Here is an 18966-nt window from a genome sequence, read left to right as displayed (position 1 = left end):
CCCTGCCCCCGGAGCGGATGGCTTGCTCGAACGCCTGGCGCGAAAACGGCAGGACACCGGATCCGGCCAACGCGCCGAAAAGGCTCGCCGAAATCACCGAACCGTTATCGGCGGCGATCCTTTCCATGTCGAACAGGATCAGCCGGCTTGCCGCGATCTCGGCGGCCGCGCGCACCTCCTCCGACGAGGCGACACCGTCGCCGGGAACCGTCTTTTCCGAAATTGCCAGCGCCCGATGCGTTGAGGCAATCAGTGTCGTGCGGTCCGGGGTCACGAAACCCCTGACGATCGCCCGTCCGGCTTCCATCATTTCAGCCGCCACCAGAATATCGACATCGCCGACGGAAGGCGCGAGTGAAAACACCGGCGTTCCGTCCCCGGCCGGCGCCATTTCGATATAGTAGATCGTCGCTCCGGTTCTTTGCGCGACACCGGCAACGGATGTCGCCTGACAATCATAGCCCTCGGTTCGGGCAAGCGACTCAATCCAGTTGGTCAGGACACCGCCGCCCTGCCCGCCGACCGCCATGACGGCCAGCTTGATAATCCCGCCGAGCTGCGGATCGGGCGTCCGCGCCACAAACTGCTCTTCAACGGACACCGTCATGCCTCGGCGAAATTCAGTCTCGTTGCCGCGCGGCGCCTTTGCAGCCATCCGATAAAGCGCTGGGCGATCCGGGCGCGCCAGCTTTCAAAACCGCCCGGATTGTGAACGACATCGGCGCGATAGAAGGACGGACACAGCACGGCTGCATCGGCGACCTCGCCGCAATTGCCGCATCCGACACAGGTCTGGTCGATACTGGCGACCGGATCGTCCCGCAGCGGATCGTCCAGCGTCTTCAGCGAAAGCGAGGGGCAGCCCGACAGGCGGATGCAGGCGTGATCGCCGGTGCAGATATCCTCGTCGACGCCAAATCGCGGGACCTCCACACGGCGTCCCTCCTTGACCGCCTTGTTGCGCAGCGGCTTCTCGCGCCGCTGGCGGTTGAGCATGCATTCCGACGATGCAACGATGACCTTCGGACCGTCATAGTCGGTCGTCAGCGCCTCCCGCATAACCTCGCGCATCTTGCCGACATCATAGGTGTTGTCGATCTGACGCACCCATTCGACACCGACGCCTTGCAAGGCCTTTGAGATGGGGTTTTTTGTCGCCTTGGTGGGATTGTCGGCGCGCGAGGACGGAATGTCCTGTCCGCCGGTCGCCGCCGAGTAGTAATTGTCGACAATCACGGCCACCGAGTCGGATTTGTTGAACAACATATTGCCGATGGAGCTTGAGAGCCCGTTGTGCCAGAAACCGCCATCGCCCAGAAACGAAACCGCGCGCTTCTCGCCACCGCCGTCAAAGGCGGCATTCGAAGCCGGACCGAGACCGTACCCCATCGTTGAGCCGCCGATTTCAAACGGCGGCAGGCTGGCAAAGAGGTGACAGCCGATATCGCCGGTGATCTGGTGGGCGCCCAGTTCCTGCTCGACAAGCTTCATCGCCGCGAAAATCGGCCGTTCCGGGCATCCCGTGCAAAAGCTCGGCGGACGGATCGGCACGGTTTTTGAAATGTCGGGGATCGTCGGCATCTCGAAATTCGGCGCAACCACCCGCCCCGGCAGGCAATGCGGCGCCGTTTTTTTCAGGAACGCCGTCAGCCCGTCCAGCATCACCTGGCCGGTATATTCGCCGGCCATGGGCAACAGGTCCTTGCCGTGTATGGCAACCGGACTGCCGGCGCGATAGAGCATGGTCGAAAGGCCCTGCTCTATGAACTCCGGCTGACCTTCCTCGATCACCAGAAGCGATTCCTTGCCTTCGCAGAATGACAGGAATTCATCCTGCAACAGCGGATAGGTCACGTTCAGCACGTAAAGCGGAACATCCGTATTGCCATTGATATCGGCAAGCCCGAGCCTTTGCAGCGCGCGGATGACACCGTTATACATACCGCCCTGCAGGACGATCCCGACCGGGAACTCCTTCGGCCCGAACTGCTCGTTGAGCTTGTTCTCGGCGACAAATTTCTCGGCCGCCGGCCAACGGTTGTTGATCTTGTCATGCTCATGTGCAAAGGACATAGGCGGCAGCACCACCCGGGCAAAATCCCGGCGCGGCTCCGACAGCGCATCGCGCACGCTCAGCGGCGGGCGCACATTGTCCTTTGCGTCAAAGCTGCCCGTCACGTGGCACGACCGGATGCGCACCATGAGCATGACCGGCGTGTTCGACGCCTCGGACAGTTCGAAGCCCTGCTCCACGGCCTTGACGATCGACGGCAGATTGGGACGTGGATCAAGCAGCCAGAACTGCGACTTCATGGCGAAGGCGTGACTTCGCTCCTGCATGATCGAGGAGCCCTCGCCATAATCCTCGCCGACGATGATCAGCGCGCCGCCCGTCACGCCCGAAGACGCCAGATTGGCAAGCGCATCGGAGGCCACATTGACGCCGACGGAGCCCTTGAAGGTCACGGCGCCCCTGATGGGATAGTGCACGCTCGCCGCCAGCATGGCGGCAGCCGCGGCTTCGGAGGCATTGGCCTCGAAGCGCACGCCGAGCTCACCCAGGAGTTCCTGCGCATCGGCAAGCACATCCATCAGATGCGAGATCGGCGCGCCCTGATAGCCGCCCACATAACCGACGCCGCATTGCAGCAGCGCCTTGGTGATCGCCAGAATGCCCTCACCGGTGAAAATATCGCCTGAACCCAGACGCAAATGTTCTACCTCTGCCTTGAATGACCGTTCGGCCATGGTCTCTTTCCCGTTTATCCAGCCATGCTAAAAATTATGCTTGCGGATATTCGCCAGCATCTTCTGCAGCGTGCCGACAAAGGCCCGCTGTTCCTCCTGATCGATCCCCGCAAACATGCGCTCATAATTCTCGGACATATGCGGCCACAGCCGGTCAAACGTCTCACGGCCCGCATCGGCGATAAACACGCGCCGCGCCCTGCCGTCGGACATATCCGCCTGACAGCGCACCAGCCCGTCCGCCTCGAGCGAGTCGAGCGCCCGGCTCAAGGTCGAAAGCTCGACCACGGCGTAGACCGCCAGTTCGCGCAGCAGGATGCCGTCGATAACCGACAGGACCGCCAATGCCCTCATTTTCGGCGTTGTCAGCCCCAGAGCCGCCATTTCCTCGCGCAGCGAAACATTGTAGCGGCCCATGATCCTGTTCATCAGATAGGGCGCGAAATTGTTGAGGCCGATCTCGCCCAACCGGGCGCTTTCGCCGCGCTGCAACAGTTTTGCATCGCTCATGCGCCCATCCTTTTTGCCAGATTGTAGCCGGAACCGCCGCCAAGCCCGGGACCGGGATGGGTTGATGCGCCGATATGGTAGAGATTGCGAATCGCGGTCGTATTGTCGACCGAACCGGCAAACGGACGCCACAGGAAGAACTGATCGATCGAACAGGCGCCGCCATAGGGATCGCCGCCGACAAGATTGACATTCAGCTTTTCCAGATCGGCCGGCGAATAGGCCCGCCTTTGCAGCTTGATGCCGTCAAAATCCTTGATGTGCTTGGCGAGGATCGCCTCGATCCGGTCCGCAAACGCCTCGCGGATCGCGTCGGTCCATTGCGCGCCACAATCGATCTTCCCCGCCGCGTCGCCCTTGATCAGGCGCGGGGCATCGGGGATCTGCAGCCACAAAACAGCCTTGCCGTCCGGACAGCGGGTCGGGTCCAGCCGATGCGGCTGACCGACACATATCGTCGGAGCCTCGGGCAGCATGCCACGCTCGGCCTCATTGGCCGATTTCGATACGGAATCGATGCCGTCGGCCAAATGAATGAGCGCAACCTCGTCGAGGCCCGGCGTGAGCCACTCGGGATGCCGGTCGAGCGCGTAGTGAACCTGAAAATTCCCGCGACCGTGACGGAACGTTTCCGCTTCATGGCGGTCTTCGGTATCGCTGTCGCGCAACAGCCTTTCGTAAAGCTGTCCGGGCGCCACCGATGCAATCACGTCCCGCGCTTCGATCCGCTCGCCTGATTGAGTGACAACACCGCGCGCACGCCCGTCCTCGACAATGATCTGATCCACGTCGGCACCGGTTCGCACCTCACCCCCGCGCTCTTCGATAAGGCTGCGAAAGGCAACCGCCGCCTGCCCGGAGCCGCCCTTGACGACCGGCGCGCCCGCCGCTTCGAGCGCAAAGGCGATCACCTTGCCCATCTGGCCGGAATAGGCGCTCTCGGGCGTCAGGCCGGTGTGCAATACCCAGGGCGCCCACAGGGCCTGGACCAAGGGGCTGCGATAGGATGTTTCCAGCCAGCCGCGCGCCGGGCGAAGGGCCGTACCGACCCAAGCCGCCAGGCCCCGCAAACCGCGTTTCCACGCCTGTCCCGCTATCAGGCGCGCCATCTGCCATGACCACAGGCGTCCGCCGAGCAGCGCGAACAGGAACGGCGCATCCGCTTCCACGGCGCCCACATCCCTGGCATGCCGATCGCCTTCGCCGGCCTGCAACGTGTTGAAAGCGGCAACATTCGCCGCACGGTCGGTCTTGAAGACGAGAGCCGATCCGTCGGGACGCAAAACCGCCGTCGGATCGCTCGTGTGGCAGAACTCAAGGCCGTGCCGGACCAGATCCTCTCCGAGTTCGCCGAAGGCCGGCGACGTGATGAAGAGGACGAAGGTCGCCGCCATGACGTCATGGTGAAAGCCGGGCAGCGTCACCTCCTCGGTGCGCATGCAGCCGCCCGCGACCTCGGACCGTTCCAGCACCAGCACCCGGCGGCCCTTGTCTGCAAGCAGAGCCGCCGCCACCAAAGCGTTGATGCCCGATCCGATGATGACGTGATCGACAGGCTTCACCGGCCTCACCCCTTCGGAACGAGTGCCAGCGCGCGGATCGGGCTGCCGGTTCCTTTTTCGAATTTCAGCGGCGCGGCGATCAGAATGGCGCCCTTGGCCGGCAGCTTGTCGAGGTTCGCCAGCGAGGCCAGGCCGTAACAGTTCGACTTGTGCAGGAGATTATGCGCCGGGAAAGGAGGCTCCATGCCCGCGGCCTGACCGGCATCGGTGCCGATGCACTGATTGCCCCATCCGACGATCTCCTTGGAAAGCAGATACTCGACGCAATCCACTGTCGGTCCCGGGGAGTGCGGCCCGTTTTGGTCAGCGTTCAAGAACAGCGCCTCGTCATGGGCGCGCTGGTCCCAATCGGAACGCATGACGACCCATTCGCCCTTGCCGATCTCGCCGTGCTCGGCTTCCCAGGCCTTGACCGCGTCCGCGGTCAGCAGGAAATCCGGATTGTCCGCCGTCTGCTGCGAGCAATCGATCACATTGACCGGCGCAACCAGCCTTTGAACCGGCAGCGTATCGGTGTAGCCGTCCTCGAAATCCTTTCCGGTCACCCAGTGGTGCGGCGCGTCGAAATGGGTGCCGGAATGTTCGCCGAGCTTGAGCCAGTTCCACGCCCAGAACGGTCCCTTGTCGTCATATTCGGATATCGTGTGTATTTCGATCTTCGGCGTGTTGTCGCCGAAGCCTTCCGGCAGTTTCAGCAGCGGCGTGTCCGGCCCCAAAACACCGGAACAGTCAACGACTTCAACGCCCCCCGACAGCAACATCGCACCAAGCTGCTCCAACACATTTGCCGAACTCATTGTCCTCACTCCCTGATTGCTCCTCAACCGGCCGGTCCGGCCGCAGTTTAGATTCATGCTAGACATGAATAATTGCATTTGCAAATATCTGGATGGAGGAATGAGAGTCAACCATGGTTCAGGGCAATCTTGACGCCATCATAATCGGCGCAGGACACAACAGCCTGGCATGTGCAACGCATCTGGCCGCAAAGGGCTGGCGCGTGGCCGTTTTCGAACAGGCGTCCGAGCCGGGCGGCGCGGTGAAGACGGGTGAATATACGCAGCCCGGTTTCCGCCATGACTGGGCCGCCATGAACCTCTCGCTCTTTGCCGGATCGGCATTCTTCAAGGCGTATGGTGACGAACTCGGCAGGAACGGCCTTGAGTTCGCGCCGGTTTCCAATTGTTTTGCCAGTGTTTTTCCGGATGGAAAATGGCTGGGCGTCAGCAATGATGTCGATACGACAACCGCACGCATCGCCGAATTCTCGCAGCAGGACGCGGAGACCTGGAAGTCACTGACGCAGGCTTTTCCCGCCGAAGCCGAACACCTGTTCGCACTCCTCGGAAATCCGATGAATATGCATGCATTAGCAAGTTCTTCCTGGCGCCTCTGGCGCAAGAAAAGCACCGGCGGAAGCCTCGACCTGGTTCGTTTTCTCATCTCGTCGCCGCGCCGTTGGCTCGACGAGACATTCCGGTCCGAGCACCTGAAGGCAACGCTCGGCGCCTGGGGCATGCATCTTGATTTCGCTCCGGATGTCGCCGGCGGTGCGCTGTTTCCCTATCTGGAGGCCATGGCCAACCAGGCATTCGGAATGGTGCTCGGCAAGGGCGGGGCCGATACAATCATCCGCGCGATGGTCGCAACGATAGAGGCAAAGGGTGGAAGCGTTGTGTGCAGTGCGCCGGTTGCCCGTATCGTGAGCGAGGACGGCGAAGCGAAAGGTATCGAACTCGCGGACGGCCGCACCTTCAAGGCGGGTCGTGCCGTTATCGCCAATGTCGCGCCTTCCGCTCTTCTGAAACTCACCGGCGGCACGTCCGACAAACAATATGATGCCGCGATGCAGCGTTTCAGTCACGCGCCCGGCACCATGATGATCCATCTTGCGATGGACGATCTTCCCGACTGGACGGCGGGTGCGGAGCTTAAGAACTTCGCTTATGTGCACCTGGCGCCCTCGCTCGATCAGATAGCCCGGACCTACCAGCAGGCAAGCGCCGGCCTGCTGCCGGATGAACCCGTGGTGGTGGCCGGTCAGCCGACAGCGGTCGATCCCTCCCGCGCACCGGACGGAAAACACATTATGTGGTTGCAGGCCCGCATGGCGCCGGCCGAAATCAAGGGCGATGCAGCCGGTGAGATCACGGCCGACCAATGGGACGCCGCAGCCGAACCGTTCGCGGATCGCGTTCTCGACATCATCGAAAAAAATGCGCCGGGCACCAAGGCAAAAATCCTCGCGCGCCGGGTCGTCTCTCCGCTCGACCTCGAGGCCGGCAATCCGAATCTCGTCGGCGGCGACCAGATTTGCGGCAGCCATCATCTCGATCAGCATTTCCTGTTCCGCCCGACGAGAGGCCGCACGGACGGAGCAACACCGATCAGGAATCTCCACCACACCGGCGCTGCCGTCTGGCCCGGCGCGGGCACGGGCGCCGGATCAGGCTTTCTTCTCGCCCGCAAACTGGCCGGATCATAACCATACCAAATATAAAAGAGGGAGTTCACACCATGACAAAACTCAGCCGCCGCAGCATGCTGCAGCTTTCAGCCGCCAGTGTGGCCATCACCGCATTCGCCGCGCCCGCGCTGGCTCAGGACATCGACGAACTGGTCATCGCCTACAATGTGAACCTGCCGAGCTGGGACCCGACCGTCGGTCCCTCGGCCGTCAACCCGACGATCCAGGGCATCTACCAGTCCGTCTTCGATATGTTCATCCACCAGAATCCCGACCTCACTTTCGGACCCGGCATCATCACCGAATGGGGCTGGAACGACGACCGCAGCCAGATCTTCATGACCGTGCGCGAAGGCGTCAAATGGCATGACGGCTCGCCGCTCACACCGGAGGATGTCGTCTGGTCGCTCGAACGCGCCGGCAATCCGGACACCGGCAACCCGATCCAGTTCATCTGGGGCAAGATCGGCAATTTTGCCATCGACGGCAACCGTATCACCGCCGATGTGAAGGAATATGAACCGACCATCTTCAAATGGATGTCCTTCCTGACCGGCTACGTCTTGCCGAAGGCCTATTATGAAGAGGTCGGCCCGGAGGGCTTTGAAGCCAAGCCGGTCGGCAGCGGCCCCTATATGGTCGACCGGTTCGAACGCAACGCATTTGTGCGCCTGAAAGCCAATCCCGACTATTGGGGCGGCAAGCCGGAATTCGAGACGGTCACGATCAAATTCGTCACCGATGCGGCGGCGCGGGTTGCTGAAATCGAATCCGGCAACGCCCATGTGACGCTGGAAATGCCCTATGAGGAATATGACCGCCTCAAGGGAGGCAACGGCATATCCGGGACGGACAAGCCGATCTCCGATATCGGCATGATCTTCCTCAACGATGTGGAGGTGATGACCGATCCGAATGTGCGCATGGCGGCGGCGCTGGCGATCGACAAGAAGACCATCGTCGACCGGCTGCTATCCGGCTACGGCGTGCCGATCGACACGCTACAAACGCCGGATTACATCGCCTACGATCCGTCGATCACCGTCGGCTACGATCCGGAGAAGGCCAAGGAACTGTTGGCCGCGTCGGGTTACTCGACGGACAATCCCGTCCGCTTCAAGATCCAGACAACCCGCGGATTCAAGCCGAAGGACTACGAGATCATCCAGGCGATTGTCGGCCTCTGGCGCCGCGTCGGCATCAAGGCGGAGATCGAAGTCTACGAGATCGCCAAGCATTTCGAGCTGCGCGCGGCCGACACGCTTGCGCCGGCGGCCTTCTACAATTGGGGCAATGCGGTGGGCGACCCGACGACATCCACCGGATTTGCCATGTTCGGTCCGTCGCCGCACTCGGTCTGGGACGGCCAGGAACTGCTGGAGATGATCCTGCCGCTCTGGGGCGAAGCCGATGAGGACAAGCGCATCGCGGGCTGGAAGGACGTCGACCGCCACATTGCCGACAATGCGCTGGTCATCCCGCTGATCCAGTATGTGCAGCCGATCCTGCATGTTGACGGGGTGAAGGTCACACCGCATGCTTCGGGTGCATTGCTGCCGCATCTGATGACACGCTCCTGACACGTTTCGGGGTCGCCGCAGACGCGGCGGCCCTGCCTTCCAGAGACTTTGAATGCTGCTTCTACGCACTGTCTGTCTTCGGCTCCTGAGCACGCTCATTACCCTGCTCGGCGTCGCGATCATCGTGTTCTTCGTTATCCGTGTGGTGCCCGGCAATCCGATCGCCATGATGCTGCCGCCCGGCGCGACGGATGCCGACATCGCGCGTCTTGAGGCGCTCTACGGTCTCGACAAACCGCTGACGGAACAGTTCCTCATCTGGCTGCGGGGCGTCCTGCAGGGCGATTTCGGCACATCCATATCGCTGCGCCAGCCGGTGATCGATCTGGTTCTCGGGCGCCTGCCGGCGACACTGGAACTCTCGGTCATGGCCCTGGCCATCGCCGTGCTGGTCGGCGGCACGCTCGCCCTCACCGGCACGCGCTTCCGCGGCACAAGGACAGAAGCCACCATCGATGTGACGAACGGCATGGCGCTGTCCATCCCCGACTTCCTCTGGGGCCTGCTCTTGATCCTTCTCTTCGGCGTTCTGGTGCCGGTCTTTCATATCTCGGGCCGCGTATCGCCTTCGCTCGACCTGCCGTTCACGACGGATTTCTACCTCATCGAGAGCATCGTGCGGCTGCAGTTCGGCATCTTCGCAGACCTTGTGGCGCACATGTTCATGCCGGCGCTGGCGCTCGCCATTCCGCTTGCCGCCATCATCGCACAGCTCCTGAAACAGTCGCTCAAGGAAACGATGCATCTCGACTACGTCACCCTGTCGCGCACCAAGGGCTACGGCGAAAATCACGTGATTACGCGCGAGGCGCTTCCGAATGCCATTCTGCCGACCCTGACGCTGGTCGGCGTCCAGTTCACCTTCCTGATCGGCGGAACCGTCATTATTGAACGGCTGTTTTCCTATGAAGGCCTCGGCAACATGGCGATCGACGCCGTGATCAACCGCGACCTGCCGCTGATCCAGGGCATTGTCATCGTCTTTGCGCTGATCTTCACCGCCGTCAATCTTCTGGTCGATCTCACCTACGCCATGCTCAACCCGAGGCTTCGCCATGCTTGACGGACGCGCGCAGATAAAACGGCGCGCCGGCTGGCGGCTGTGGCTGTCGGGCGGATGGCTCGGCTTTCTGGCGCTTGCGGCCCTGCTCGCACCATGGATCAGCCCGCAGGACCCGCTGGCGCAGGACCTTTTCACCTCAAGGCTCCCGCCCTTCTGGATGGACGGCGCGGAACCCGGATACTGGCTCGGCTCCGACAGTCTCGGGCGAGACGTCTTGTCCCGCATCCTCTATGGTGCGCGCGTCGCGCTTGCGGTCGCGCTCATTGCCGGAACCGCCACCTGCCTGATCGGCGCGACGCTCGGTATCATCGCCGGCTACTTTCGCGGCTGGCCGGACGCCATCATCTCGCGCCTTGTCGACATCTGGATGTCCTTCCCGCCCGTGCTCTTTGCAATCCTCTTGATCGCGGTTCTGGGGACCGGACTCACATCGATCATCATCGCCGTGGTCATCATCGACTGGACCCGGTTTGCCCGCGTCATACGCGCCGAGGCAATGACCCAGGGTGTCATGGATTATGTCGCCTCCGCGCAGGTTGCCGGGCGCACGCGCATCGGCACCATGTTTGCCGAAATCCTGCCGAACGTCCTGCCGACCATGGTGGCGCTGTTGACGCTGGAGATGGGCATCGCGGTGATCGTCGAAGCCATCCTCAGCTTCGTCAACCTGTCCATATCGACGGATTCGCCGACCTGGGGCGGCATGATCGCCGAGGGCCGGATCTCCATCCATCAGGCCTGGTGGGTGCTGGTGTTCCCGCTCATTGCCCTGTTTCTCACGGTTCTCAGTTTCAGCCAGCTTGGCGAGGGGCTGAAGGACCGCTTCGATCCGGTGCTGCGATGAGCGCTTTTCTGTCGATCCGCAACCTCTCTGTCGCCCTCATCGGCGGCCCGCGCATCCTGCGGTCCGTTTCGCTGCACGTGAATGAAGGCGAAGTGCACGGTCTTGTCGGCGAAAGCGGTGCAGGCAAGAGCATGATCGGCAAGGCCATTCTCGGCATCCTTCCGCGCGCCATTGAAATCATCGAGGGCGACATCCTGCTCGACGGCGAGGACCTGCTCTCCCTCGCCCCGGCCGAGCGCCGGCGGCGTATCGGCGCCAAGGCCGCGCTCATTCCGCAGGACCCGCTGACCGCGCTCAATCCGTCCCACCGGGTCGGCGGACAGATCACCGACCGGCTGGTGGACATTCTCGGCTGGTCGCGCGCGGACGCACAGACCCGTGCCCTGGAACTGCTGGACGAGGTGCACATACCCGATCCCGAACGGGTCATGACGAGCTATCCGCATGAACTGTCCGGCGGCATGCGCCAACGCATCCTCATCGCTTCGGCCTTCGCCGCCGAACCCAGGCTGATCGTCGCGGACGAGCCGACAACCGCGCTGGATGTGACCGTGCAGAAACAGATCCTGCGCCTGATCGGCGAAATGCAGGCGCGGCACAAAACCGCCCTGCTCTTTGTCACCCACGATCTCGGCGTCGTCTCCAAGGTCTGCCAGAGCCTGTCCGTCCTTTACGCCGGCATGATCGTCGAGGACACCGATATCCGCAGTTTCTTTTCCGCCCCCTCCCACGCCTATTCGCGGGCATTGCTGGCGGCAACACCGAAATACACCGACCCGCAGGCCAGCCTGACGCCCGTCCCGGATAGCGTCATCGAAGCCGTTCAGGCCGAGGTCGAGGCCTTTGAAGCGGAGTGGCGCGGTGGCTGATACGCTTTACGAAATCCGCGATCTGCACCTGTCGCTGCCCGATCTGACGCGCAAACCGCTGCTTGGCCGCGCGCCGCGCATCGACATCCTGAAGGGGCTGTCCTTCGACATCCCCAAGGGTGAAGTTCTGGGCATCGTCGGCGGATCGGGATCGGGCAAATCCACGCTCGGGCGGGCGCTTATCCGCCTGCTCGAACCGCAATCGGGCACCATCCGGTTCGACGGTACGGATATCACACATCTTGGCGAGGATGTGTTGCGTCCCAGGCGTCGGCGCTTCCAGATGATCTTTCAGGATCCGATGTCGTCGCTCAATCCGCGACGCACCGTCGGCGGGATCATCGCCGGCCCCCTGCGGCTCCAGGGTCTCGACCGGATCGAAAACCGCGTGGACGAGGCGCTCGCGCATGCGGGCCTGCCGGTCACATTCCGCGGCCGGTTTCCGCACGAACTCTCGGGCGGCCAGCGCCAGCGCGTCGGCATTGCCCGCGCCATCGCCCTGCGGCCGGACTTCATACTCGCCGACGAGATCGTCTCCGGCCTCGACGTTTCAAGCCAGGCACAGGTGCTGAACCTGCTCGAAACCCTGGTGCGGGAACTCGATCTGACACTCGCCTTTATCAGCCACGATCTGTCCGTCATCCGGCGGCTGTGCAGCCGTATCATCGTCATGCATCACGGCGAGATCGTTGAAAATGCTGAAACCGGCGCGGTTTTCGACGCTCCAAAGGCCGAGTACACACGCGAACTGCTGTCGGCCATCCCGTTGCCCGATCCCGACCAGCCCTGGACCTGAAACATTTTGCTCAAACCGCGTCGTCAAAGGGCGCCTTTGACGAAGGGCACGACTACCGGAGCAGGCCGGCAAGTTCCTTTTGAACGCTTTGCATCGGCCCCAGATACTTCTTCGCAAGGTCATCCGCCCCATCAAGGGCCGGAACACCGAGATTCATCGCCGCAACCACATCTCCACGGCTGTTGAGCAGCGGTATGGCAATGGAGCGAAGGCCCATTTCGACCTCCTGATCAATAACCGCATAGCCTTGTTCCCGCACATGGGCCAACTGCGCCATAACAGCATCCGGGTCCGTCACCGTGCGGTCCGTCCGCGCCGGGAGCGGCCCGGCGCTCAGAACGTTCATGGCCTCGGCCTCCGGAAGCGCCGCAAGCAGCACCCGTCCCATGGATGTGCAGAAAGCCGGCAGGCGTGAACCCGGCATCAGCGCGATGGACATCACCTTGCGCTGCGCGGCACGCGCCACATAGACGATCTCCGTCCAGTCGAGAATGGAAACGGAGCTGCTTTCGTCCAGATCGTCGGACAGACGGTCAAGAAAAGGCTGGACCACCTGAGGCAAGGGCATCGTCGCAAGACAGGCCGTGCCGAGCCGCAACACAAGCGGCGTCAGCGTGAAGAACTTGCCGTCGTAATCGGCATAACCGTGATGAGCGAGCGTCAGCAGGCAGCGCCGCGCCGTCGCGCGGTCAAGACCGCTGGCCGTTGACACCTCGGCAATTGATTGCCTGGGTCTTTCGGCGGAGAAGGTCTCAATGACGGCAAGCCCCTTGGCAAGGCCTCCCATTATGTCGCGTTGCTGAATCATTTCGGAACCAGTTTCGTGCGATATACGAACATAATACCTATATCGCACGAATTGAATTGCCGCCAGAGCCCGATTTTTCTATCTGAATGGGAGGCATGTGGGCCATCGAAAAGGACTGGACGGAACCATGGACAAAACAGTTGCCGGCCTGAGTGACGCCGTGGCCGGGATCGGCGACGGAGCGTCGGTTATGATCGGCGGTTTCGGCGGCTCGGGAGCACCGATCGAACTCATCCAAGCGCTCGTCGAAGCCCGCCCCCGCGAACTCACCGTGATCAACAACAATGCCGGCAACGGCCGCATTGGCATCGCCGCCATGATCGATGCCGGGATGGTACGCAAGGTCATTTGTTCCTTTCCCCGGTCATCCGACCCGAGGGCCTTTACGGACAATTATCTCGCCGGGAAAATCGAGCTGGAACTCGTGCCCCAGGGCACGCTGGCCGAACGCATCCGCGCCGGCGGTGCTGGCATTCCCGCGTTTTACACCCCCACCGCCTATGGCACCGAGCTTGCCGAGGGAAAGCCCGTCGAGGAGTTTGACGGCAGGCCCTATGTCCGCGAACGCTGGCTGAAGGCCGACTTCGCCCTCATCAAGGCCGAGATCGGCGACACCCACGGCAATCTCACCTACCGCAGGGCCGCGCGCAATTTCAGCCCGCTCATGTGCGCGGCGGCACAAACGACCATCGTGCAGGCCGGCATCATTGTCGAGCCGGGCGGGATCGATCCCGAGCATGTCGTCACGCCGGGCATATTCGTGGACCGGCTGGTGGAGGTCGCGAACCCGCAGCAGGAAGAAGCGCTCATTCGCGCGGGAGCAACCTACCCATGACCGCAGACATCAAGCTGACAAACGCGCAGATCGCCTGGCGGGCCGCGCAGGACATCGAAGACGGCGCCTATGTCAATCTCGGCATCGGGTTCCCGGAGATGGTGGCGCGGTATCAGCCCCCCGGACGGCAGGCCATCTTCCACACCGAAAACGGCATACTCGGTTTCGGAGAGGCGCCGGCGGAGGGAGAGGAAGACTGGGACGTCATCAATGCCGGCAAGAAGGCCGTTACGATCAATCCCGGAGCGGCTTTCTTCCACCATGCGGACAGCTTTGCCATGGTGCGCGGCGGTCATCTGGATGTCGCGATCCTCGGCGCCTATCAGGTTGCCCGGAACGGCGATCTTGCCAATTGGCGCATTGGCGATAAAGGCGTGCCGGCCGTCGGCGGCGCCATGGATCTGGTACACGGAGCAAAACGTATTGCCGTGATCACCGATCACGTCACCAAAAAAGGCGAACCGAAGCTGGTCGAACGGTGCACATTTCCGTTGACCGGTGTGGGGTGCGTAACCCGCGTCTACACCAGCCTCGCGGTGCTCGACATCAATAACGGCCGGTTTGTGCTGAGAGAGAAATTGCCGGCTATCTCGGTAGAGGAACTTCAGTCGCTGACCGGCGCCGAGCTTGTTCTCGAGGGCGCGGTTGAAGACCTCAACGCCCCGGACCTGTAAAACCGGCCGCCGACAAGCTCGGCGGCCGGTTCATTTTCATTGGCTTAGTTCTTTTCCACCAGACGGTAAAAGACAAAGTCCGATGTCGCGCCGTTGACATAACCCGAGACATCCTGGCCCATGGCCACCTGATAGGCCGCCTGGAACATGATGACGATGGGCGAGTCCTTCTGCACCTTCTCCTGCAACTCGCGGTAAATCTTCAGACGGGCGTCAGGATCCGACTCCGTCAGAGCCTCCTTGGTCATCACATTCAGCTCTTCGGGAACCGCCCAGGAATTGCGCCATGTGGTGGTCGCCGTGTAGTTGCCGTCGGAATTGTCCGAGTTGTAGGCAAACGCCTTGGCGTTTGAGTGCGGGTCCATGAAATCAGGGCCCCAGTAAAGCAGCATGGCCTCATGGGTCCGGTCGCGATACTTGGTGATCACCTGAGCGCCGGTTCCGGGCAGAATGTCGAATGTGATCCCGGCATCCGCGAAACTCGCCTGCAAAGACTGCGCCATATCGGTGAACGGCGCCGCATTGATGACATCGAGCGTGACCGTGATCGGCGTCTCGATGCCCGCATCGCTCAGGATCTGCTTCGCCTTGTCAGGGTCGTAGCTATAGGGCGTTTCATCATAGGAACCCGGAAAGCCCTTCGGCCAGAACGCCTGATGCACTTCCATCTGTCCGTTGATGATCGTGTCCGTCATGCCCTTGTAGTCGACAAGGTAACGGGCCGCTTCCCAAACGGCGGGCGGGGTCAGGCTGTCGGTCTTCTGGTTGAACGACAGGAAATGCACCGCGGCCTGCGGGAAGACCTCGACCTTGAGATCGCCGCTCAGACCCTTGATCTGGTCAGGCGTCAGGTTTTTGGCCATGTCGACATCGCCCGATTCCAGCAGCAATTGCTGGGTGGCGGCTTCCGCCACGTGCCGGATGATGACGGAATCGACCTTCGGCCCGCCCTTGAAATAGTCAGGATTGGCGGCCAGACGAACAAGTTCCGCCGGACGATAGGCCTGCAGCGAGAACGGCCCGGTGCCGGCGGAGTTGGCGTTGAGCCAGGCATTGCCCATATCGCCATCCACCTCGTGTTCCATGACGGTCTTCTTGTCGACGACCGATGCCGGACGGGCGGCAAGGACGTTCATGACGAAGGCCGGCGAGAAATCACCATCATATTTGACTGTGACGACATTGCCGTCGGCACTGACCATCTCCTCCACGTTCTCCGGCGTCCAGCCAAGCTGCGTCAGGATGAAGGCGGGCGTCAGGTTGAGCTTGACGACGCGGGCAAAGGAATAGACCACATCCTCGCCGCGAACAGGATTGCCCGAGTGAAATGTCGCGCCGTCCCGCAGCTTGAAGGTGATGGTCTTGTTGTCGGCATCCACCTCCCAGGATTCGGCAAGACCCGGAGCCAGGACGGTCGTGTCTTCGGCATCATACTGCACAAGACGGTCATAGATGTTCGTGACCAGCTCGCCGCTGGTGAACTCATAGGCCTGCGCCGGATCGATCGCGACGATATCGTCGATGTTCTGGGCGACCACTAGCACGCCGGGCGGCGTATCGGCCAATGTGACCGCCGGTGCCGCCAAAGGCAGCGCAACGGCAGCAGCTAACAGAGTTCTTCGCAGTAGTAACATGGGCTTTCTCCTACCTGTTGATCGTTATGGTTCTTGAAATCATGCCGGCGGCAGATTGGGCCGGCGCTGCGCGCCCAAGCTCTGCAGGACGGTCAGTGTTCCGGTCCACAGGATACGGGCCGGCTTGTCGGTGGCGTTTTTCCACGAATGCGGCACTGAGCCGCGAAAGTGCAGGCTGTCGCCCTCACCCATGACGAAGGTCTCGTCGCCCACGGTCTGCTCGATCTCGCCCTCGAGAATATAGATGAATTCCTCGCCCTCGTGCTGCGAAACCTCCGACCCGTAACCGGGCGGCGTATGGATGATATAGGACGATAGCTCCACACCCGGAAACTTGGTCCCGAGCGTCTCGTAGCTGACACCGGTTTCGGAGATCGAAAATCGCGGCCGCCGATCCGCGCGGGTCAGCGAGTCGGCCGGCTTGGGGGTCGATACGAAATACTCAAGCCCCACATCGAGCGCCCGGGCAATCTGGGCGAGCGTCCCCAGCGAGGGCGTCGCGTGATCGCGTTCGACGAGAGACAGATAACCGACGGAAACGCCGGCTTTGTCGCCAAGGGCCTGGAGTGTCATGCCGCTCTGTTTCCTGCACTTGCGGATCAGATGACCCATCCTGGGTTCACTCTTGAGAGCGGCTTGCGACATGACACCTCCCATAAAAATTTTTTTTATTAAATCAAAAAGTTTTGCCTTGACCAAGAGAAATATCTATCAGTTGAATCCGATATGCTCGGGCAGAAGGGCCGAGGCCCGGAAAGGACACTCCATCTCAGCGGCAGTGCGCAACATCCGAAGGAACCTCGGCGCTGTGAGCAGCTTCATCATCCTGGTGTCGCTGACATTTCTGGGACTGCTCGCCATCACATTCTTCATCGGCCGCGTCGTGCCGATCGACCCGGTTCTGTCCGTCGTCGGCGACCGGGCGACCCAGGAACAATACGATGCCGCAAAACTGGCCATGGGGCTGGACCGGCCGCTGATCGTTCAGTTCGCCGATTACGTATGGGACGCGCTGCGCGGCGATTTCGGCCGGTCGGTATCGACAAACCAGCTCGTCGCCGATGACCTGCTGCGGGTCTTCCCCGCGACGCTCGAAATGGCGACGCTCGGCATCATCATCGGCGTCACCCTCGGCGTTCCGATGGGCGTGTGGGCCGCCGCCCACCAGGGATCATGGATCGATCAGATTATCCGCGTCCTGGCCCTTCTGGGTTACTCGGTGCCGGCCTTCTGGCTGGGGCTGGTCGGGCTGGCGGTTTTCTATGCCGGTCTCGGCTGGGTTGCCGGCCCGGGCCGGGTCGACATCTTCTACGACGGTCTCGTTGAACCGGTCACCGGCCTGCTTCTTGTCGACAGCCTGATCGCCGGCGATACCGACGTCTTCAAGAACGCCCTCAGTCATCTTGTCCTGCCGGCAACGGTCCTCGGCTTCTTCAGCCTTGCCTATATCGCCCGCATGACCCGCTCCTTCATGCTGGACCAGTTGGGGCAGGAATACATCACCACCGCCCGGGTCAAGGGCCTGTCGGAATTCCGCGTGGTCTGGGTGCACGCCTTCGGCGCGATCCGTGTTCCGCTGATCACGGTGATCGGCCTGTCCTATGCCGGTCTTCTTGAGGGCTCCGTCATGATCGAGACCGTCTTTTCGTGGCCCGGTATCGGCAACTATCTGACGACGGCGCTGCTCAATGCCGACATGAACGCGGTCCTCGGGGCGACGCTGGTCATCGGCACGGTCTTTATCCTGATCAACAAGATCTCCGATGTGCTCTACCGCATCCTCGACCCCAGGAGCGCATGATGAGCATCAGGCAATGGATCACGGAAGATTCTCCGACCTCGCGTTTTCAGGCAAACAGCGCACGCGCCTATCGCGTTGCCGTTGCCCTGCTGCGCAACCCGCTGGCCGTCCTCGGAATGCTGATCGTCCTGACGCTGGTGCTGACGGCTACCTTCGCGCCGCTCATCGCGCCTGAAAGCCCCTTCGGCCAGGATCTCGGCCGCCGCCTCCTGCCCCCATCGGCAGAGCACTGGATGGGCACGGACGAGCTCGGACGCGATATCTTCTCGCGCGTCGTCTACGGCGCGCGCGTAACGCTGCTCATCGTGGCGCTGGTTGCAATCATCTCCGCGCCGCTCGGATTGGTGATCGGAGCGATATCGGGCTATTTCGGCGGCTGGATCGACAAGGTTCTGATGGGCGTGACGGATGTCTTCCTTTCGATGCCGAAGCTCATCCTCGCGCTTGCCTTTGTCGCCGCGCTCGGCCCTGGCATCGAAAACGCCATTCTGGCCATTGCCGTCACGGCCTGGCCGGCCTATGCGCGCATTGCCCGCGCCGAAACACTGACATTCCGCAATTCCGAATTCATTTCCGCCATGAAGCTGGTGGGCGCATCGAATGCCCGTATCATCACGCTCCACGTCCTGCCGCTGTGCACCTCGTCGATGATCATTCGTGTGACGCTCGACATGGCGGGCATCATTCTGACCGCCGCCGGGCTCGGTTTCCTCGGTCTCGGCGCCCAGCCGCCGCTGCCCGAATGGGGCGCCATGATCTCGCGCGGCCGCACCTT

Annotated in this window: 18 protein-coding genes; 10 read left to right on the top strand and 8 right to left on the bottom strand. The window is 62.0% G+C overall.

From position 1 onward, the window contains the following. From AC5E6N_RS16160 to AC5E6N_RS16140, 5 genes are all read right to left on the bottom strand, one after another. Window positions 1-607 (bottom strand): 2-oxoacid:acceptor oxidoreductase family protein (locus AC5E6N_RS16160; protein ID WP_491748776.1); only part of this gene is annotated, 607 nt, incomplete at its 3' end. Then, window positions 604-2748, bottom strand: a complete 2145-nt coding sequence (locus AC5E6N_RS16155) for a thiamine pyrophosphate-dependent enzyme (RefSeq protein WP_491748775.1) — start codon at window positions 2746-2748, stop codon at window positions 604-606. The genes AC5E6N_RS16155 and AC5E6N_RS16160, both read right to left, overlap by 4 nt. Window positions 2749-2775: 27 nt before the next feature. Further along, entirely contained in the window at window positions 2776-3258 is a 483-nt protein-coding gene (locus tag AC5E6N_RS16150; protein ID WP_491748774.1) for a MarR family winged helix-turn-helix transcriptional regulator, read from the bottom strand. Next, a complete protein-coding gene (locus AC5E6N_RS16145; RefSeq protein ID WP_491748773.1) occupies window positions 3255-4820 on the bottom strand; it encodes a phytoene desaturase family protein in 1566 nt (521 codons plus the stop codon). The genes AC5E6N_RS16150 and AC5E6N_RS16145 overlap by 4 nt, the downstream gene beginning before the upstream one ends. A 5-nt stretch (window positions 4821-4825) precedes the next feature. After that, on the bottom strand, window positions 4826-5617 hold the full coding sequence (locus AC5E6N_RS16140) for a cyclase family protein (protein WP_491748772.1): 792 nt from the start codon (window positions 5615-5617) through the stop codon (window positions 4826-4828). 113 nt (window positions 5618-5730) lie between these two features. Here AC5E6N_RS16140 and AC5E6N_RS16135 point away from each other — a divergent pair, with 113 nt between their 5' ends. The 6 genes from AC5E6N_RS16135 to AC5E6N_RS16110 are packed head-to-tail and all read left to right on the top strand — an operon-like array spanning window position 5731 to window position 12439. Beyond that, window positions 5731-7305, top strand: coding sequence for a phytoene desaturase family protein (locus AC5E6N_RS16135; protein ID WP_491748771.1), 1575 nt, complete (start codon window positions 5731-5733; stop codon window positions 7303-7305). Between the two features lie 32 nt (window positions 7306-7337). Further along, window positions 7338-8867: an ABC transporter substrate-binding protein gene (locus AC5E6N_RS16130; RefSeq protein WP_491748770.1), complete on the top strand. Its 1530-nt coding sequence runs from the start codon at window positions 7338-7340 to the stop codon at window positions 8865-8867. A gap of 52 nt (window positions 8868-8919) precedes the next feature. Continuing rightward, on the top strand, window positions 8920-9930 hold the full coding sequence (locus tag AC5E6N_RS16125; RefSeq protein WP_491748769.1) for an ABC transporter permease: 1011 nt from the start codon (window positions 8920-8922) through the stop codon (window positions 9928-9930). Next, a complete protein-coding gene (locus AC5E6N_RS16120) occupies window positions 9923-10774 on the top strand; it encodes an ABC transporter permease (RefSeq protein ID WP_491748768.1) in 852 nt (283 codons plus the stop codon). The genes AC5E6N_RS16125 and AC5E6N_RS16120 overlap by 8 nt, the downstream gene beginning before the upstream one ends. Further along, entirely contained in the window at window positions 10771-11643 is an 873-nt protein-coding gene (locus AC5E6N_RS16115) for an ABC transporter ATP-binding protein (protein WP_491748767.1), read from the top strand. The genes AC5E6N_RS16120 and AC5E6N_RS16115 overlap by 4 nt, the downstream gene beginning before the upstream one ends. After that, on the top strand, window positions 11636-12439 hold the full coding sequence (locus AC5E6N_RS16110) for an ATP-binding cassette domain-containing protein (RefSeq protein ID WP_491748766.1): 804 nt from the start codon (window positions 11636-11638) through the stop codon (window positions 12437-12439). The genes AC5E6N_RS16115 and AC5E6N_RS16110 overlap by 8 nt, the downstream gene beginning before the upstream one ends. A 52-nt stretch (window positions 12440-12491) precedes the next feature. Here the strand turns inward: AC5E6N_RS16110 and AC5E6N_RS16105 are convergent, their stop codons facing one another. Then, window positions 12492-13247, bottom strand: coding sequence for an IclR family transcriptional regulator domain-containing protein (locus AC5E6N_RS16105; protein WP_491748765.1), 756 nt, complete (start codon window positions 13245-13247; stop codon window positions 12492-12494). A gap of 127 nt (window positions 13248-13374) precedes the next feature. Here AC5E6N_RS16105 and AC5E6N_RS16100 point away from each other — a divergent pair, with 127 nt between their 5' ends. Both AC5E6N_RS16100 and AC5E6N_RS16095 read left to right on the top strand, forming a co-directional pair. Beyond that, entirely contained in the window at window positions 13375-14082 is a 708-nt protein-coding gene (locus AC5E6N_RS16100) for a 3-oxoacid CoA-transferase subunit A (protein ID WP_491748764.1), read from the top strand. Beyond that, window positions 14079-14756 (top strand): CoA transferase subunit B, encoded by a 678-nt coding sequence (locus AC5E6N_RS16095; RefSeq protein ID WP_491748763.1) that lies wholly within the window; start codon window positions 14079-14081, stop codon window positions 14754-14756. The genes AC5E6N_RS16100 and AC5E6N_RS16095 overlap by 4 nt, the downstream gene beginning before the upstream one ends. A 44-nt stretch (window positions 14757-14800) precedes the next feature. Here AC5E6N_RS16095 and AC5E6N_RS16090 read toward each other — a convergent pair whose 3' ends face one another. After that, window positions 14801-16390 (bottom strand): ABC transporter substrate-binding protein, encoded by a 1590-nt coding sequence (locus AC5E6N_RS16090; RefSeq protein ID WP_491748762.1) that lies wholly within the window; start codon window positions 16388-16390, stop codon window positions 14801-14803. Between the two features lie 39 nt (window positions 16391-16429). Beyond that, on the bottom strand, window positions 16430-17035 hold the full coding sequence (locus AC5E6N_RS16085; protein ID WP_491748761.1) for a helix-turn-helix domain-containing protein: 606 nt from the start codon (window positions 17033-17035) through the stop codon (window positions 16430-16432). 133 nt (window positions 17036-17168) lie between these two features. On the opposite strand from AC5E6N_RS16085, the gene AC5E6N_RS16080 reads away from it, so the two are divergent. Together AC5E6N_RS16080 and AC5E6N_RS16075 are read left to right on the top strand one after the other, a co-directional pair. Further along, window positions 17169-18191: an ABC transporter permease gene (locus tag AC5E6N_RS16080; RefSeq protein WP_491748760.1), complete on the top strand. Its 1023-nt coding sequence runs from the start codon at window positions 17169-17171 to the stop codon at window positions 18189-18191. Then, on the top strand, window positions 18188-18966 hold a 779-nt coding region (locus AC5E6N_RS16075), incomplete at its 3' end, for an ABC transporter permease (protein ID WP_491748759.1). The genes AC5E6N_RS16080 and AC5E6N_RS16075, both read left to right, overlap by 4 nt.

Source organism: Hoeflea sp. (genome assembly GCF_984452065.1).
Note: the sequence above shows the minus strand (reverse complement) of the source record. Positions and strands in the feature narration are given on the sequence as shown.

What these genes read in the sequence shown, in the direction of transcription:
- AC5E6N_RS16155 (WP_491748775.1), bottom strand. Translation starts at nt 2,748, where the DNA reads ATGGCCGAACGGTCATTCAAGGCAGAGGTAGAACATTTGCGTCTGGGT.
- AC5E6N_RS16150 (WP_491748774.1), bottom strand. Translation starts at nt 3,258, where the DNA reads ATGAGCGATGCAAAACTGTTGCAGCGCGGCGAAAGCGCCCGGTTGGGC.
- AC5E6N_RS16140 (WP_491748772.1), bottom strand. Translation starts at nt 5,617, where the DNA reads ATGAGTTCGGCAAATGTGTTGGAGCAGCTTGGTGCGATGTTGCTGTCG.
- AC5E6N_RS16135 (WP_491748771.1), top strand. Translation starts at nt 5,731, where the DNA reads ATGGTTCAGGGCAATCTTGACGCCATCATAATCGGCGCAGGACACAAC.
- AC5E6N_RS16130 (WP_491748770.1), top strand. Translation starts at nt 7,338, where the DNA reads ATGACAAAACTCAGCCGCCGCAGCATGCTGCAGCTTTCAGCCGCCAGT.
- AC5E6N_RS16125 (WP_491748769.1), top strand. Translation starts at nt 8,920, where the DNA reads ATGCTGCTTCTACGCACTGTCTGTCTTCGGCTCCTGAGCACGCTCATT.
- AC5E6N_RS16120 (WP_491748768.1), top strand. Translation starts at nt 9,923, where the DNA reads ATGCTTGACGGACGCGCGCAGATAAAACGGCGCGCCGGCTGGCGGCTG.
- AC5E6N_RS16115 (WP_491748767.1), top strand. Translation starts at nt 10,771, where the DNA reads ATGAGCGCTTTTCTGTCGATCCGCAACCTCTCTGTCGCCCTCATCGGC.
- AC5E6N_RS16105 (WP_491748765.1), bottom strand. Translation starts at nt 13,247, where the DNA reads ATGATTCAGCAACGCGACATAATGGGAGGCCTTGCCAAGGGGCTTGCC.
- AC5E6N_RS16100 (WP_491748764.1), top strand. Translation starts at nt 13,375, where the DNA reads ATGGACAAAACAGTTGCCGGCCTGAGTGACGCCGTGGCCGGGATCGGC.
- AC5E6N_RS16095 (WP_491748763.1), top strand. Translation starts at nt 14,079, where the DNA reads ATGACCGCAGACATCAAGCTGACAAACGCGCAGATCGCCTGGCGGGCC.
- AC5E6N_RS16090 (WP_491748762.1), bottom strand. Translation starts at nt 16,390, where the DNA reads ATGTTACTACTGCGAAGAACTCTGTTAGCTGCTGCCGTTGCGCTGCCT.
- AC5E6N_RS16085 (WP_491748761.1), bottom strand. Translation starts at nt 17,035, where the DNA reads ATGTCGCAAGCCGCTCTCAAGAGTGAACCCAGGATGGGTCATCTGATC.